Genomic DNA, 15,262 nt, shown 5'->3' with positions numbered 1-15,262 from the left:
GCGCAACCGAAGGTTTTTGGCGTGGGCCCTGCCCCATCAGCCCGCAAACGCCACGCGCTGTACGGTCCAGTACAACGACAGCGCCACCAGCGCGGCCGAGCCGCCGCGAACCACCACGGTGTTGTATAGGCGCCAGCGCATCAGCACCATCGACACCACGCACCACAGCGCCACCAGTGCCAGCTGCCCGGCCTCGACCCCCAAGTTGAATCCGGCCAGCGCCCATAGCAGCAGGCCGCCGGACACCCCCGCCTCGACCAGCACGCCTGAAAACCCGAGCCCGTGCACCAGGCCGAAGCCCAGTGCCAGCCAGCTGCCGCGCAGCCCGCGCACGGGGTACAGGTTGAGCAAGGCCGAGATGCCGATGCTGACCGCAATGGCGGGCTCCACCCAGTTGCCAGACACCTGCACGATGCCCAGGCCGGCAAGCGCCAGCGTGACGGAATGCCCCAGGGTAAAGCAGGTGACCGTGACAAACAGTGCCCGCAGGCCTGCCCAGCGCCCGCTGTTGGCGTGGCCGTCAGGCACCTGCTGCCAGCCCCATGGCGCCGATGCTGCGCCTTGCCCTGCCTGGCGCTGCCAGAGGGTGATGGGGAGCAGCAGTGCCAGCAGAAAGGCCAGGTGGTCATAGCCTTCCAGAATGTGGTGCACGCCTTCGCCCACAAAGTGCAGCAGCGTGGCAAGGCCGCCGCGCGGCGCTGCCGATTCGTCGCCAGTGGCCAGGCCCTGTGCTTCGCCAATGTCACCGGCAGCCGACCGCAGGTCTGTGGTGGAACGGCCGTCGGGCACCAGCACGGCAGCCAGCGGCCGGCCATCCAGGCTGCCGGCCACCAGCAGGCGGTGCGTGGGGTCCACACCCTGCATCAGGCTGTAGCCTAGCGCCAGAGGCTGGCCCGGGGCGCAGTCCAGCGTGGCCTGCAGGCGGGCGTAGCGACCATCGCTGCGCTGCTCTAAAGCCGCCAGGCGCCAGGCAGGTGGGGCCACGGCGGCACCCGCGCACGTCCACCGCACGCCCGAGCCCACCCACTGAGCGATGACCCCAGCAGCCTGGCGCACTTCGCCCCAGGTGAGCAGGCGGTCGGCATCGGCATCGAGCTGGTCTACGGCCGCGTCCACGTCCTTGAGCGCAATGGAAAGGGACAGCGACAGTGCACCGGCTGCCGATGCAGAAGCTGTGCCGGGTGATGCTGTGGCGGTGGACAGTTCGTTGCCACCAAGGCCGGCACCCGCGTCCGTTGCCACAGCGTTATCGGAAATACGCAGGTAGGCGTCGCTGGCCTTGTGGGCGTGGGCCGGTATAGCCAGGGCCAGGCCAAGGGCAGTCAGCGCGGCCAGGCGCGTGAATGGGAAGCTGGGGAACATCATTGGCCTCCCTGCACGTTGGTCCTCGCAACCCCCTGCGGCTGCCAGCGGGCCAGGCGCGCGTCCTGCAGGCCCGTCTGGGCCAGCGCCTGGACCACGGCGCGGTGGGCAGCCGTATCGCGCGCCTGCTCGGATGCCTGCAGTGCCAGCCACCAGTCGAGCGGCTCTTTTTGCAGGCTGAGGTTGGTGCGGGCGGCCTGCCAGGCAGCGCCCGGCTGGGCATCAAGCCACAGGGCCAGCAGCGCGCGCTCGCGGGCATGGGCGTCCAGCCCTTCGCCGCGCTGCGCAATGGCGGCAAACCGGGCCTTCACCTCGGCGGCCAGCGGCTTCCACCCATCGTCACCCAGCAGCCGCAGGGCGTAGGCCCGGCGCAGCAGCACGGCATCGCTGGCGGGCTGCGCGCGCAGCACGTCCAGCACGGCGCTCGCGCGCCCGCGGCGCAGCAGCTGGTCGGCAAACGCCAGTGCGGTGTAGCCATCGGCCATATCGGCCAGACTGCGGCGGTAGGCGGCCTCGGCGGCGTCATCGCGGCCGGCGCGCTCCTCACTTTCGGCCAGCAGCGACAGCACCCAGGCGCGCTGCGCGGGCGCGGCAGCGAGCTGCTGGGCCAGGGCGGTGAATCCGCTGCGTGCGGCATCGTGCTCACCTTGCAGGGACCGGGTTTCCAGCGTACAGGCGGCCGCATACAGCGCAGCACCGTGGCGGGCCACGTTGCGGCAGGCGGTTTCGGCAGCGGCGTAGCGGGCCGCCACGCGCTCCAGCGTGGCCAGCGTGAGCCAGCCCTGCACCTGGGCCGGGTTGGCCTGCAAGGCGCGCTCCAGCGTGGCGCGGGCGGCGGCGAATTCGTGACGGGCCTGCTCCACCGTAGCCTGCAGCACCAGCTGGTCCGCGGGTGCATCGGGCCGGCCCCACCATGGCGCCAGGGCTGCCTGGGCACGGCCCAGGTAGCGCGGGTCGGCCGTGTCGCGCGACAGCGTGATCCACCGGCGCGCAGCAATGGCCGCGGCCTGCGGTGTGACGGGGGCCACGCTCACGCGCTCGGGCAGGCGCTCCACCACTTCGGCATCAGCGCCAGCGCGCAGGTCCTGCGGGGCGGCAGCATGTGCGGCCAACGCCGCAGCAGTCAGTCCGAATGCAGCCAGCACAAGCTGTGCGCGGCGGGCAAGCGTGGCGGGGCGTGCGAGGTGGGAAAAGGGGTACACGGCGACTCCGGCGTGAGCATCAGGGAATGCATGTTCAAGGAGGCGGAACGCTGCGCGCCATGCAGCGCAGCGTTGCCGCGGGCCCGGACTGGCGCGATCGTGGCGCGTCCACCCGGGCCTTCGAAGCGCGTCAGCGCAGGGTCAAAGCCTTGTATCGGGCTCTTCAGTCTCGGTGGTCGACAGCACGATGCGGCTCACGTCCTGCGGCTCCGCCATGTCTGCCATGCCAGTGGCCACGATGGGGGCAACGTAGCCAAACGCATCGACCATCACCGGACCGGTCTCAGGGCCAGGGCCGGCAACGCCGTCGCTGCCACCGCCACCGCACCCTGCCAGGCTCAGCAGCGCAGCGCAGGCCAGCACCACCGGCACGCGGACAAAAGAAACGTGTTTTTTCATGTTCATCTCCCCGGTCAGAAGTTGCGGGCGCCGGGCAGTGGCGGGTTCACGTACGGGAAGGCCGTGCGGTAGTCGGTGGCCTTGGTACGCGAGCCGTCCACAAAGGGCACGGTGCCTGCAGGCGCGTCCGACGGCTTGCAGCCGACCTTGAGCGCATCGGTGGTGCCGGTAACGCTGCACAGCGCACCCATGGCCACGCGCAGCGACACATCCACCACGTCGTCGCCCAGGCGGCGGCCGTTGGGGAAGCCGGCGGCATCGCCACCCACCACACCCAGCGAGCTTTGTGCGCTGGCGGCCGTAGCGGCAATTCCGGTGTTCAGCCGCAGCATTTCGGCCAGCGGGCCGCCTGCGCCCAGGCCGGTGATGTTGCCAGGGCGGTTCACCGTGGGCAGGCCCGTGAGGAACGCTGTCATCAGGTCGGTGCGCGGGAAGTTGGTGGGCGCCTTGGCGCCGAACAGCACCTCGATGAGTGCGGGCAGCGTGGGGTGCGTCACGTAGTCGGCAAAATTGGCTGCGTCGTCCTTGGGCCTGGAAGCGTTGAACTTGTCCTTGTCCTTGAGGCCGATGACGACTTCATTGACCAGGGGCATGCCCAGGCGCGAGACCTGAGTCCATGCGCCGCCGGCCTTTTCGCTGGCCTGCAGGCCTGAATCGGGCTTGCCGTTCAGCACCCGCGCCTGGCGCAGGCTGGCCGTGGTCCAGCCGCCAATCACCTTCTCGCCCGAGGCTGCCGTCAAGCAGTTGGTGGGCACCTCGACCGCCAGCGAGGTCACGTTTTTATCGGCAATCTGCCCGGCGCCAAACGCGGCTGCATTGGCTTCACTGGTAATGACGGCAGCAGGCGCGTTGACCAGGTCGAAGATGGTGCCCAGCGACACAGGGAACGGGTCCTGCCGCTGGCCCACAAACACCTTGCCCGGCGTGCTGCAACCCGGGATGTTGATGCCGTAGACGTAGCGACCGGCATAGGCGTCGTACGCGGCGGCGTTGCCCAGCGATTTTTCGCCGATGTAGTCGATGGGCTTGGTGAACGTGGTGCCACCGCTGGTCAGCGTGACCTGCTCACGCTTGCCGGTGCGGCGATCACCGCGCACGATGAACATTTCATATTCTTCACGGTAGGCCAGCGGGTCGGCCGCCGCGCCGGTGATGCCGCCGGCGTTGCGCAGCGGGATCGCCACCTTCTTGCGCGCGCCATCGGGACCGATGTCCAGCGTGATCCCGGCGCCGCCGTTGTTCAGGGTGTTCTTGAAGCGGAACTGGAAGGTGATGTCTTCGGCCGCGTCACCGTTGTTGTCGATGTGGATCTCGTAGAGCGCGTTGGGGTCCAGGCTGAAGTAGTTGGGGCCGCCATATGCGTCCTGCAGCGGCAGGTAGTTGGCGATCATGGTGACAAAACCCGAGCGGCCCGCCTCGTAGCTGTTGAACATATAGAAGTCTGCGCCATCCACTTTGGGCTGCGTCGTGATGAACGGCGCTTCGCGGTGGCTGGACGCCAGGCTGACGCCAGCAGTGCCGGCAGCCAGCAGGGCCAGAACGGCCAGGCTGAGTTTCTTCAGTTGCATGGAAATCTCCTCGTAGTTGGACAGCAGGGAGCCAAGCGCCCCTTCCTGAATACGCCGAGGCGGCGCCACTGGATTCAACCCCCCGGAAATCATTTTTACGCAGCAAAAATAGAAGTGCAATAGCATTTGCATCATAAATATTATTTTTTGCCACCCGTTAGCGGACGAGCACCCCCGGGTGTGCCAGCAGCAGCGTCGAACATGGGTCCATGGAGCAGGACGTGGAGGGCGCGCAAATGTCGGCAGACCGTGAAAGCCCTGTACGCCAACGCAGCCCGGTCAGAGCGCCACCCTCGGCGCACGCCCTGCCAGCTCCAAAAGGGCAGCACCATCAAAAAAAAAGCCCCGTACGGCCAGCGAACGGCACGGGGCATGGGACACGGCGCAGCGCAGCGCTGCAACAGCGCAGGCGATCAGGTCGCCTTGCGAATGAGTGCACCCTTAAACAGCACAGGGCCTGTGGGGCCGGTGGCACTGGGCACGCCGCCGCGCGGCTCCAGGCTGATGGCCAGAGTGGGCACCTCTTTTACGTCGCCCTCCTGCGCGGTCAGCTTGAGCAGCTTGTCGCCGCCCAGCACGCCCAGCGAACGCGGGCCACCGGCGGGCGGCAGCGCCCAGAGCTGCAGGGATTTGTCGTCGCCCTCCTGGAAGCCACCCACCCGCTGCAGTACCAGCTGGTTGTTCTTGGGGTCGAAGGTGACGAGCATCGACGCGTCGGCCTTGGCATCGGCCAGCACCGCCACGTACTGGATCTGCGGCGTAGCCTGCAGCTGCTGCTGCAGCGACGCGATCTGTGCGCCCGTGGTGGCCTTGAGGCCACCGTTGACCTGCACGCCTACCACCACTGCAGCCAGCGTGGCCACTGCACCGGCGGCCGCCGCACCACGCCACACCAGCAGGTTGCGCCACCAGCCGCCTGCAGATGGCTCGCGGGCTGCAGCCTCGGCCGCATCGGCGCGGGCGGCCTGCATGGCGGCCTGCGATTTGCCGGCCTGCACCAGGTTGTCGATGCGCGTCCATACGGCGGGCGCGGGCTCCACTGCGGGCTGCAACTCGGTCAGGCCTGACCAGCGGGTCTGCCACACGAGGGCGGCTGCACGCACGGTGGCGTGTTCGCGGGCCAGGGTTTCAAAGCGGCGGCGTGCGCCACCGCGCAGGGTGCCCAAGGCATAGCTCGCCGCCAGGCGGTCGAGCAGTTCGGGGTGTTGGGTGATGTTCATGATGGCGTGTTCCTCGGGCCTTGTTCAGGCATAACGCGCCATGCAGGTGCGCAGCTGTTCCAGACCCCTTCGGATCCATGTCTTGACGGTGCCCAGCGGCAGCTTGAGCTGCTCGGCCAGTTCGCCATGACTCATGTCGCGCAGGTAGGCCAGGCTGACCACCTCGCGCTGCTTGTTCTCGAGCCGGCCCAGGCAATGGTGCAGCGCAAACGCCTGCTCGCTGGCATCGGCCGTGTCCATGGGGTTGGGCGAATCGCCCTCCAGCACCTGCGCCATGTCGTCGTCCAGCTCGTTCATCAGATCGGCCCGGTCAGATGTGCGCTTGCGCAGCGCGTCCAGCGCCCGGCTGCGCACGATCAGGCCCAGCCAGGCCATCGGGGGGCTCAGCGCACCCCGGTAGCTGCCTGCGCCGCGCCATACGCTTAAAAAAGCTTCCTGCAGCACATCCTCGGCCGTATCGCGGTGCCGCACGATGCGCAGCGCCAGGCCAAAGAGCTGTGCAGACGTCCGTCTGTACAGTTCCTTGAGCGCGGAATCATCCTGCTCGGCGATGCGGTCAATGAGGTTCATCAGTTCGCTGTCGGGGTGAAGGGTGCTGCTCATGCACCGATTGTCTGGGATACATCCACTCACGTGAAAGTGAGGGACTTGCTGTAGTGGAATACGCCACAAACACTGTGATGGATGCAAAACCTATACAAACAGCTCCCGAAAGATGCCGGCAGGATGGACGGACCAGCCCAGGTGCCCTGCCGAGCGGGCAAGGACACACCCAAAGAATCAGCCACGTTGCGCAATCAGCCCTTGGCATCCGCGGGCCCCACTGCCAGACTGCGTGCAACGACTTGAATCCGGCGGGCAGTTTGGCGCGTACCCTTGAGCGACAACCCCGGCCGACTGATCGCATCGCCGCATTGGCCTCCCGCTCACTGCCCTTGTCTGCCCTTGTCTGCCTTTTATTCGCGCATGTACCGCCCCGCACTACCCGCTACTTCGCCCAACCCTGCTCTGGCAACGCTGACCCGGGGCCCTGCACAGCGCCGTACCGGCATCGCGGGCACCGCGCGTGTTGCAGCTGTGGCCATGACCGTGGCTTTGCTGGCAGCCTGCACACCGGGCACCACTGCCGCGCAGTCGGTGGAGCGTGGGCGCGCGGTGTACCAGGCGCATTGCGCCAGCTGTCACAGCCCTGATGTGCACGGCGACGGCCCCGCGCACCGCGGCGTGGTGGGCCGCCGTGCCGGGGCGCTGGCCGACTTCGACTATTCACCCGCACTGCGCCGAAGCAAGATCCTGTGGACGCGCGCCACGCTCAAGGCATGGCTGACCGACCCCGAGGCGCTGATCCCCGGGCAGGGTATGGACTACATGCTGGAAGACGAACGCGAACGCGAAGACGTGGTGGCGTATCTCGCCACGCTCAAACGCATGCGCTGAGAGAGCGCACGGCCCACATCCATCGGCGGCACATCACATTTGATAGCTGCTGCCGCTTTATGGACAAGCGCCGAGGGCCAGTTACTCCGTGCAGAGCAAAAAAAACGGTCCCGGCATATGCTCGCAAGCTCTCTCTCTGGTCTAAAGGAATCCACCGATGTTCGAAACCTCCATCGCCGGCAGCTTGCCCAAGCCCGCCTGGCTGGCTGAAACCAACAAGCTCTGGCCCCAGTGGATGGCCGAAGGCGATGCGCTGCGCCAGGCCAAGGCCGACGCAACGCTGCTGTGGATCAAGGCCCAGGAAGACGCAGGCCTGGACATCGTGGGTGACGGCGAGCAATCGCGACAGCACTTCGTGCACGGCTTCCTGGAGCAGGTCGAGGGCATTGACTTCGAGCACAAGGTCAAGATGGGCATCCGCGACAACCGCTACGACGCCATGGTCCCGCAGGTGGTTTCTGCCCTGCGCCTGAAAGGCCGGGTCCACGCCTTCGAGGCGCAGCTGGCGCGCGCGCATACCAAGAAAAAGCTGAAGTTCACCCTGCCCGGCCCCATGACCATCGTCGACACCGTGGCCGACCGCTTCTACGGCGACAAGATCAAGATGGCCTTCGCGTTTGCGGAGCTGCTCAACCAGGAAGCGCTCGCGCTGCAGGCCGACGGCGTGGACATCATCCAGTTCGACGAACCCGCCTTCAACGTCTACATGAAGGATGCCGCCGACTGGGGCGTGCAGGCGCTGGAGCGTGCGGCCCAGGGCCTTACGTGCACGACGGCCGTGCACATTTGCTACGGCTACGGCATCAAGGCCAACACCGACTGGAAGAGCACCCTGGGCGACGAATGGCGCCAGTACGAAGCGGTGTTCCCGGCCCTGGCCAAGAGCAGCATCGACCAGGTGAGCCTGGAATGCATCCACTCCCACGTGCCGCCCGACCTGATGAAGCTGCTGGCCGGCAAAGACGTGATGGTCGGCGTGATCGATGTGGCCAGCGACGTGATCGAGACACCCGAGGAAGTGGCCGACACGATTGGCCGGGCACTGGAGTTTGTGCCGAAGGACCGGCTGTTCCCGTGCACGAACTGCGGCCTGGCGCCCATGGGTCGGGACGTGGCCTGGGGCAAGCTGAAGGCCTTGGCAGAGGGCACGAGGCTGGCGAAGGAGCGGTACGCTACGGCGTGACGTCGAGCGGGCGCCGCGCCATCGGTGGCGCTGCATTGGTGACAGGCTGCGAGCAGCCAGAAGCTGCCGTTCACCTACATGGTCTAGAGTCAGCATCATGACGAGCCAACCAGATTCAAACCGTCCACTATCCGCCGCTGAATATCCACTGGCTCAATGGATGCTTGCAAACGGGACACATGAGGCGACGCCATACCTTGAGCAACTCGAAAGTGCTGAAGTGACGCCTTGGCGCTGTCCATGTGGCTGCGGCAGCATCAATTTCCAAATCAAGGGTCATCTCCCTGCACCACCCGGCGTGCACATACTTGGCGACTTCTTGTGTGGCCAACCTGAAGCACCTTTCGGAGTTTTTATCTTCGAAAGCGGCGGTCTTCTCAGCGGAATCGAGGTCTACTCGCTTGCGAGCGAGGCCCCTTCTAAGTTACCCGCGCCGCCATTGCGTGTGTTCGAGTAGGTTATGACTGTCGCTATGTTGGGGCGCTGAGAGTCTGCAAAGGGCCCAAAACAGTCGGTCACGAGTCACATCGACAACCCTGCACAAACCGGAACCAGATCGAGTCTCGCAATTCAATCTGGCTCCTCGAATCACACCGGATAGGTCCCAGGCAACAGGATCGACGCATCCACCGTGTTGATGTTGGTGTGCCCGCAGAACGCCATGGTGATGTCCAGCTCCTTCTGGATGATCTGCAGCGCACGCGTCACCCCTGCCTCGCCATAGGCACCGAGCCCGTACAGAAAACTGCGGCCGATCAGTGTGCCTTGCGCACCGAGCGCGCGGGCCTTGAGCACGTCTTGCCCGCTGCGGATGCCGCCGTCCATCCACACCTCGATGCCGCCGCCCATCTGGTCCACCGCCTGCCGGATGCCGGGCAGCGCCGCGATGGACGACGGTGCGCCATCGAGCTGCCGGCCGCCGTGGTTGCTGACGATGAGTGCGTCGGCCCCGCTGTTGACGGCGAGGCGCGCGTCTTCGGCGTCCATGATGCCCTTCAGGATCAGCTTGCCGCCCCAGCGCTTCTTGATCCACTCCACATCGCCCCAGTTGAGCTGCGGGTCAAACTGCTCGGCCGTCCACGATGACAGTGAAGACAGATCGCCCACACCTTTGGCATGGCCCACGATGTTGCCGAAGCTGCGGCGTGGTGTGCCGAGCATGCCCAGGCACCAGCGCGGCTTGGTGGCCAGGTTGATGAGGTTGGCGATGGTGGGCTTGGGTGGCGCCGACAGGCCGTTCTTGATGTCCTTGTGACGCTGGCCCAGGATCTGCAGGTCCAGCGTGAGCTGCAGCGCCGAGCAGTTGGCGGCCTTGGCGCGGTCGATCAGGCGTTCGATGAAGTCGCGGTCGCGCATCACGTAAACCTGGAACCAGAACGGGTGGTTGCCCGTGTGCTCGGCCACGTCTTCGATGGAGCAGATGCTCATGGTCGAGAGCGTGAACGGGATGCCAAACGCCTTGGCGGCCTTCGCGCCCAGGATCTCGCCGTCGGCGTGCTGCATGCCGGTAAGGCCAGTGGGCGCAATGGCCACGGGCATGGCCACGTCCTGACCGACCATGGTGGTGCGGGTGGTGCGGCCTTCCATGTTGACGGCCACGCGCTGGCGCAGCTTGATGGACTGGAAGTCCTGCGTGTTGGCGCGGTACGTGCCTTCGGTGTACGAACCCGAGTCGGCATAGTCGTAGAACATGCGCGGCACGCGGCGCTTGGCGATGACACGCAGGTCTTCGATGCAGGTGATTTTGGACAGGTTGGGCACGCGAGGCTCCGAAATTGAAATCAACACACGGGCGCTGCAGGCCAGGAGCCGGCGCTGCAAGAGCAAGTCAGAGTGATGGTAGGCGCTGGTCGCTGCGAGGGCCATCAAATTTATTTGCGCGGTGCTGCAACAAATTTCCAGCCTGCACCACCCTGCTGACAGCGCCGCTGCAGCGCGGCACATGCCTACCATGGCGGGCAGCAGGCGCACGTTACGCCAAAGGTGTGCACACCCCACCACATGCACAGGCAATGCCGGAGCCCACTACCGGCTCTTCAAGGCCTTCAGAAGCAAAAATCACGCGAAAACCGCGTCAAGCCTTTGTTTTGATTTGCCTGATAGCTATACATTTAATAGCAATCCGCCTTCACGCGCTATCGGCTCTCCGCCGGTGTGCGTCTGCGGCTTCGTTCACGGGCAGCACCGTTTGCGGTTCGGCGCCAGGCCCTGTGTACAGCATGAAGCGCCAGCGGCCGCCGCGCTTGGCCGCGTACATGGCCTCGTCGGCGTGGCGCGAAAGCACATCAAACGTGTCGCCATGCTGCGGGTATAGCGCGATACCGCCACTGAGGCACACGCGCGATGTCTCGGTGCCCAGGTCAAACGGCGCGTCGCACGCCGCCAGGATCTTGCGCGCCACGGCGCAGGCTGCGTCGGCGCCATCAAGCCCCGGCAGCAGCACCACAAACTCGTCGCCACCCTGTCGGCACACGGTGTCGGTGGCGCGTACGGCGGCCTTCAGGCGCTGTGCAAACTGCACCAGCAGCGCGTCGCCGGTATCGTGGCCAAGGCGGTCGTTCACCTGCTTGAAGCCGTCCAGGTCCACATACATCACGGCCAGGGTACGGCCGTCGCGGCGGGCCTGGGCAATGCCCAGCTCGGCCCGGTCGTGCAGCAGCACGCGGTTGGGCAGGTCGGTCAGCGCGTCGTACTGGGCCAGGTGCGCCATGCGCTCGGCCATGGCCACGGCGTCGGTCACATCGCGCAGCACGGCCACGGCGCCGGTGATGCGGCCATGCCGGTCGGTGATGGGGTTGACCGTCTTGGCCACCTGAAAACGCTGCCCGGAGGTACGGTGCACGACCACACCGCTCACCGGCTCCGCACCGGTGCTGGTGCCGTCGCGTATGGCGGCCAGCAGGGCACTGGCCATGGGGCTGTCGTTGTGGGGGCTGCGCAGGCACAGCACTTCGTCGATGGCGTGGCCGGCGGCATCAAACGCCTGCCAGCCCGTCAGGCGCTCGGCAACCGGGTTGAGGTACGTGACGGTGCCCTGCGCGTCAGAGCACACCACCGCATCGCCAATGGACTGCAGCGTCAGGCGCACACGCTCCTTCTCGTCAAAAAGCTCGTCTTCCATGCGCTTGCGCTCGGAGATGTCGGTAGCCTGCGCAAAGATACCCCGCACCACGCCCGTGGCATCGTCGCGGTCGGGGTGGTAGGAGATCATGGTGTGGCGCGTATGCCCCTGCGTGTCGACGATGGCGCGCTCGAACAGCTGGGGCTCGCCCTGCAGCGCGCGTTCCAGGAACGGGCGGTTGCGCTCGTACAGCTCGGGGCCCAGCAGCTCGCTCACATGCAGGCCACGCAGGCGCTCTGGCGTCATGCCGAACCATTCCACATAGGCCTGATTGGCAAAGCGGTTGCGCAGGTCGGCATCCCAGTAGCCAATCATGGATGGCATGTTGTTGAGGATGGTGCGCACGTCGTGCTCAGCCGCGTGCAGCCGGGCCGACACCTGCTGGCGTAACGTGAGTTCACGCACGAACAGCAGGGCCAGGCCCACACAGGAGGCCATCAGCACGCCGGCAAAGATGCCCAGCAGCCACGCGCTGCGGTACCACTGCGCCAGGATGGTGTGCGTGGACTGCGCCACGTTGATGATCAGCGGGTAGTTACCCACCGGGCGAAACGAGTACAGGCGCTCCACCCCGTCGATGGCGGCCCTGCCCACAAAGGTGCCGGAGCCTTCCTTTTGCAGCCGGTCAAAGCTGGGCGTGCCGGCAATGCTCTTGCCGACATCGGCATCGCCATACGGAAAGCGCGAGACGATGACGCCGTCTTGCCGCAGCAGGTTGACGCCGCTTTGCTCGCCCAGGTTGAGCGAGCCGAAAACCTCGTTGAAGAAACTCAGCCGGATGGCTGCTACCACCACGCCTGCAAACTTGCCATCGAGCGTGTAATAGCCGCGCGCCAGCGGCAGCACCTTGAGACCAGAGGGAGCAAAGACCACCGGCGCACCAATGAACAGTTCCTTGTGGCCGCCCTCGGCAAATGCCCGGAAGTAATCCCGGTCCGCAAAGTTGCCCCGGCCCTGCTGCGCAATCTGGGGGTTGCCGGAATCCAGTACGACGTTGCCTTTGGCGTCCAGCACGAACACGTCGCCCGTGACGCCTGCCCGCAGGGAGTTGTCGAAGATGAGGCGGTTTCGCAGGTCTGGGGCAAGGTTCCACACCTCGCTGAGCGCTGCCTCGCGCGCCACGCCCTCCAGCGACTTGTCGATGGAGCCCAGAGACCAGCTCAGGCCCTGCTCCAGCGTGCGCGCCAGATTGTTGTTGTTCTGGACGGCATAGTTCCACTCGTCGTTGCGGATGGTCCAGATGGCACGGGCGAAGAGCGCGCCGATGCCCAGGGAAACCAGCAGCGCCAGCCAGATCAGGCGGTGTGAGAAGAACTGGCGCAAAGACGGCATACGGTGGAGATGATTTGTAACGATTTTATGCGCCCCCCTTCGCCTGGACGGCACGGCGCCACCCCGGGGTTTACGCCACTTTCAGGACCGTCCGGGCTTTTGTATGGGCACCGCAATCCCCGCCCCCCGCACCTCGATACGGATTTCGTCCAGCACCCGTCCCCGACCATCGGTAAGCAGCACCACATGCCGCCCCGGCCACGGCAGCCAGGCCACCCGCGCGCCCCGGCCCAGCGGCTTGCCGCCGATACGCCAGCGCAGGTCTGCACCGGCAGCAGCAGGCCCCGCCACAAACTGCAGGCGCTGGCTGGCCGGCGGGATGTCCGGGTCAAGGGCGATCACGCTGCCCGGCGCAGGGGCGGTGATGCGCGCGCCGGACGCATCCGGGGCGGCAGAGGTGGCCGTGGCAACCTTTTTAAGGCGTTTTGGGGCTGTAGCGCTTGTTGAATCTTCCCTTGCAGCTATTGAATCAATAGCAAAAAGTGCCTGCTGCGTGCCAGGCACAAACCATTCGTCCCGCGCCGCCTCCAGCGGCTGGGGGCTGTCGGCCCCGCTGCCAAAGCGCACCGGTGCGCGCACCAGCCCGGCGGGCGGCCGCGGCGCGAGGCTGGGCTCACGGGCATGCAGGAAACCCATCACCGCCGCCCAGATGGGCGCCGCACCGCTGGTGCCGCTCACATCGTGCATGGCGGCGCCGCTGGCATTGCCTACCCACACGCCCACCGTGTAGCGGGCCGACCAGCCCACCGCCCAGTTGTCGCGCATGTCCTTGCTGGTGCCAGTCTTCACGGCAGACCAGAAGCGCGTGGCCAGCACGCTGTCGGTACCAAAGGTGCGGGCGCGGGCGTTGCCGTCGGCCAGGATGTCGCCCACGATGAACGCCGCATGAGCGCCAAGCGCCCGGTTGAATGGGGGCGCTTTGGTAGCGGTGGCATCTGCGCGCGCAACCTTGGACGCAGTGGGTAACACGGCCACCGGACTGGCACGCCCGCCGTTGGCGAGCGTGCGGTAGGCATTGGTCAGGTGCAGCAGCGGCACCTCGGGGCTGCCCAGCGCCAGGCTGTAGCCAAAGTAGTCACCCGTTTCGCGCAGCGGCATGCCCGCGGCAGCCAGCTGGCGGTGGAACGCGTCGGGCGTGACCATGACCAGCGTGCGCACCGCCGGCACATTGAGCGACGCCGCAAGCGCCGTGCGCACCGACACCCAGCCCTTGAACTGGCGGTCGTAGTTCTGCGGGATGTAAAGCCCGCTGGCCGTGCTGATCTGCGCGGGCGAATCATCGACCAGTGATGCAGCAGTGAGGCGCCGCTCGGCAATGGCCTGCGCATACAAAAATGGCTTGAGCGTGGAGCCCGGCTGGCGCGCAGCCAGCACGCCGTCAACTTCGCTGGCCTGGCTGAGCTGGCCGGACGACCCCACCCAGGCCAGCACCTCCCCGGTGGCGTTGTCGAGCACCAGCACCGCACCGTCCTCCACATTGCGGCCGCGCAGCTCGCGCAGGTGCTGCTGCAGGCTTTGCACGGCAAAGCGCTGCAACGGGGCGCGCACCGTGGTGCTCACGCGCTCCGGCACTGGCGCGGTGGCCTGGCCCGCAGCGATGCTGGCACTGCCAGCACGCTGGCGCAGTGCGTAGCGCGCCAGGTGTGGCGCCACGCCCTCGCTGGCATCGAACGCGCGGCGCTGCAGGGCGGCAGTGGCAAACACATCCAGTGCATCGCAGTCCACCCGCGCAGTCGGCATGCCCGGCTGCGCCTGCATGTCGCGCAACACCCCGCAGGCACGCTGCGCCACCAGCGCCGGGCGTGCATTGGGCGCGCGCACCAGGGCGGCGGCCACGGCGGCCTCGCGGTCATCCAGCGCATGGGCGGCCTTGCCAAACAGTGTGCGGGCCAGCGCATCAATGCCCACCAGCTCGCCGCGAAACGGCACCAGGTTGAGGTACGCCTCCAGGATCTGGTCCTTGCGCCAGCGCCGGTCCAGCACCTGCGCGGCCACCGTCTGCCCCAGCTTTTGCGGCACGGTGCGCCCCCCGGGGCCCTGGCGCCAGTCGCCATCGAGCAGACCGGCCAACTGCATGGTGATGGTGCTGGCACCGCGCGTACGCTGGTTCCACAGGTTGCCCCACGCGGCGGCCGTGGCCGCGCGCCAGTCCACACCGCTGTGCTCAAAAAACCGCTTGTCCTCGCTGAGCACCAGCGCCTGGCGCAGCGCGGGCGACACGTCTGCCAGCGGCACCCATTGGCCGCGGCGCACGGTGGCATCGGTGCGCAGGCGCTGCAGCACCTCGCCTTCGCGCGAGAGGATGAGGGTGTCGGACGGACGGAAGTCCGCGCGCACTTCGTCGAAGGCGGGTAGCGCTGCTGCGGGTGTCGCACAGACAGCTATCCACATCGCAGCAAACCAGTGGCACGCAGGCCACGGCGCACGCAAGCCCTTGC

General features: G+C 66.7%; 11 protein-coding genes. 2 read left to right on the top strand and 9 right to left on the bottom strand.

The window, feature by feature from the left end; translation table 11 throughout:
* Positions 1-36 precede the first annotated feature (36 nt).
* From ACTPOI_RS07620 to ACTPOI_RS07595, 6 genes are all read right to left on the bottom strand, one after another.
* A complete protein-coding gene (locus ACTPOI_RS07620) occupies positions 37-1,362 on the bottom strand; it encodes a HupE/UreJ family protein (protein ID WP_440107952.1) in 1,326 nt (441 codons plus the stop codon).
* Positions 1,362-2,564: a hypothetical protein gene (locus ACTPOI_RS07615; RefSeq protein ID WP_440107950.1), complete on the bottom strand. Its 1,203-nt coding sequence runs from the start codon at positions 2,562-2,564 to the stop codon at positions 1,362-1,364. The genes ACTPOI_RS07620 and ACTPOI_RS07615 overlap by 1 nt, the downstream gene beginning before the upstream one ends.
* A 141-nt stretch (positions 2,565-2,705) precedes the next feature.
* A complete protein-coding gene (locus tag ACTPOI_RS07610) occupies positions 2,706-2,963 on the bottom strand; it encodes a hypothetical protein (RefSeq protein ID WP_440107948.1) in 258 nt (85 codons plus the stop codon).
* 14 nt (positions 2,964-2,977) lie between these two features.
* Positions 2,978-4,531 (bottom strand): DUF4331 domain-containing protein, encoded by a 1,554-nt coding sequence (locus ACTPOI_RS07605; protein ID WP_440107946.1) that lies wholly within the window; start codon positions 4,529-4,531, stop codon positions 2,978-2,980.
* Positions 4,532-4,944: 413 nt separating this feature from the next.
* On the bottom strand, positions 4,945-5,751 hold the full coding sequence (locus tag ACTPOI_RS07600; RefSeq protein WP_440107944.1) for an anti-sigma factor: 807 nt from the start codon (positions 5,749-5,751) through the stop codon (positions 4,945-4,947).
* 24 nt (positions 5,752-5,775) lie between these two features.
* Entirely contained in the window at positions 5,776-6,354 is a 579-nt protein-coding gene (locus ACTPOI_RS07595) for an RNA polymerase sigma factor (protein WP_440107942.1), read from the bottom strand.
* Between the two features lie 342 nt (positions 6,355-6,696).
* On the opposite strand from ACTPOI_RS07595, the gene ACTPOI_RS07590 reads away from it, so the two are divergent.
* Together ACTPOI_RS07590 and ACTPOI_RS07585 are read left to right on the top strand one after the other, a co-directional pair.
* Positions 6,697-7,188, top strand: a complete 492-nt coding sequence (locus ACTPOI_RS07590; protein WP_440107940.1) for a c-type cytochrome — start codon at positions 6,697-6,699, stop codon at positions 7,186-7,188.
* Positions 7,189-7,345: 157 nt separating this feature from the next.
* Positions 7,346-8,371 (top strand): methionine synthase, encoded by a 1,026-nt coding sequence (locus ACTPOI_RS07585; protein WP_440107938.1) that lies wholly within the window; start codon positions 7,346-7,348, stop codon positions 8,369-8,371.
* A 588-nt stretch (positions 8,372-8,959) separates the two neighbouring features.
* Here ACTPOI_RS07585 and ACTPOI_RS07580 read toward each other — a convergent pair.
* From ACTPOI_RS07580 to pbpC, 3 genes are all read right to left on the bottom strand, one after another.
* Positions 8,960-10,132 (bottom strand): alpha-hydroxy acid oxidase, encoded by a 1,173-nt coding sequence (locus ACTPOI_RS07580; protein WP_440107936.1) that lies wholly within the window; start codon positions 10,130-10,132, stop codon positions 8,960-8,962.
* Between the two features lie 367 nt (positions 10,133-10,499).
* Positions 10,500-12,824 carry a diguanylate cyclase domain-containing protein gene (locus tag ACTPOI_RS07575; RefSeq protein ID WP_440107934.1) on the bottom strand — a complete coding sequence of 775 codons (2,325 nt, stop codon included), beginning with the start codon at positions 12,822-12,824 and terminating at the stop codon, positions 10,500-10,502.
* Between the two features lie 81 nt (positions 12,825-12,905).
* Positions 12,906-15,215: a penicillin-binding protein 1C gene (gene pbpC / locus ACTPOI_RS07570; protein WP_440108287.1), complete on the bottom strand. Its 2,310-nt coding sequence runs from the start codon at positions 15,213-15,215 to the stop codon at positions 12,906-12,908.
* Positions 15,216-15,262: the final 47 nt, after the last annotated feature.

The organism is Acidovorax sp. BL-A-41-H1 (assembly GCF_051942715.1).
This window is presented reverse-complemented; position numbering and strand designations above follow the sequence as displayed.

Coding starts and splice junctions, on each gene's coding strand:
- ACTPOI_RS07620 (WP_440107952.1), bottom strand. CDS start 1,362: ATGTTCCCCAGCTTCCCATTCACGCGCCTGGCCGCGCTGACTGCCCTT.
- ACTPOI_RS07610 (WP_440107948.1), bottom strand. CDS start 2,963: ATGAAAAAACACGTTTCTTTTGTCCGCGTGCCGGTGGTGCTGGCCTGC.
- ACTPOI_RS07605 (WP_440107946.1), bottom strand. CDS start 4,531: ATGCAACTGAAGAAACTCAGCCTGGCCGTTCTGGCCCTGCTGGCTGCC.
- ACTPOI_RS07600 (WP_440107944.1), bottom strand. CDS start 5,751: ATGAACATCACCCAACACCCCGAACTGCTCGACCGCCTGGCGGCGAGC.
- ACTPOI_RS07595 (WP_440107942.1), bottom strand. CDS start 6,354: ATGAGCAGCACCCTTCACCCCGACAGCGAACTGATGAACCTCATTGAC.
- ACTPOI_RS07585 (WP_440107938.1), top strand. CDS start 7,346: ATGTTCGAAACCTCCATCGCCGGCAGCTTGCCCAAGCCCGCCTGGCTG.
- ACTPOI_RS07575 (WP_440107934.1), bottom strand. CDS start 12,824: ATGCCGTCTTTGCGCCAGTTCTTCTCACACCGCCTGATCTGGCTGGCG.
- pbpC (WP_440108287.1), bottom strand. CDS start 15,215: ATGTGGATAGCTGTCTGTGCGACACCCGCAGCAGCGCTACCCGCCTTC.